Raw genomic sequence first — 782 nt, forward strand, 5'->3', positions numbered from 1 at the left:
ACAGGCAGTCCGCAAGGCGGGGTAATAAGCCCGCTCATAGCGAACATCTATCTGGATGCGTTCGATGAGGAAATGAAACAACGTGGGCACCGCATAGTGCGCTATGCTGATGACATCCTTATCCTGTGTAGCAGTCGTGCAGCGGCAGAAAATGCCAAAGCGCAAGCCACACACATCTTAGAAGAAAAGCTAAAGCTAAGCGTAAACACGGAGAAAACACACATCACCCACAGTGATGTTGGTGTGAAGTTCCTCGGCGTTGAAATCGGGACGAAACATACCCGCATCCAGCCCAAGAAACTCACCGCGTTTAAGGCGAAGCTCAAGCAGATGACGAAACGCAATGGCGGAATGCCACTGCAATCAGTTATCAATGCACTAAACCCACTGCTAAGAGGGTTCAGTTATTACTTCAAGATAGCCAATGCGAGCAGGGTATTTAAGCAACTCGCGAGCTGGCTAAGACGGCGCTTGCGCAGCATCCAACTTAAGTTATGGAAGAAGGCGAGCCGCCTTCATCGCTGGCTACGACAGCATGGTTATAAAGGCAAGTTCGCTCACATCAACATGACGAGCTGGAGCAGTGCACGCAGTCCTTTAGCAAGCTACGCGATGCCAAACAGTTGGTTCGATGAACTTGGGCTAATGAACTTGGAGAATGTTGCAACGGGATATGTGTTTAGCAATTACGCTAAATAACTATGTACATGAGCCGTATACGAGGCCCGTATGTACGGTTCTGTGAGAGGGATGAGGCGGTGACGCCTCACCCTACTCGATGT

General features: G+C 49.9%; 1 protein-coding gene. It reads left to right on the plus strand.

Going from position 1 to position 782, the window contains the following annotated elements:
• The coding region (locus NO989_RS21860) for a group II intron maturase-specific domain-containing protein (RefSeq protein ID WP_371343201.1) at nt 1-699 on the plus strand (699 nt) is incomplete at its 5' end.
• Nucleotides 700-782: the final 83 nt, after the last annotated feature.

The sequence above is a fragment of the Alteromonas sp. DY56-G5 genome, assembly GCF_041414725.1.
GTDB classification, from domain to species: Bacteria; Pseudomonadota; Gammaproteobacteria; order Enterobacterales; family Alteromonadaceae; genus Alteromonas; species Alteromonas macleodii.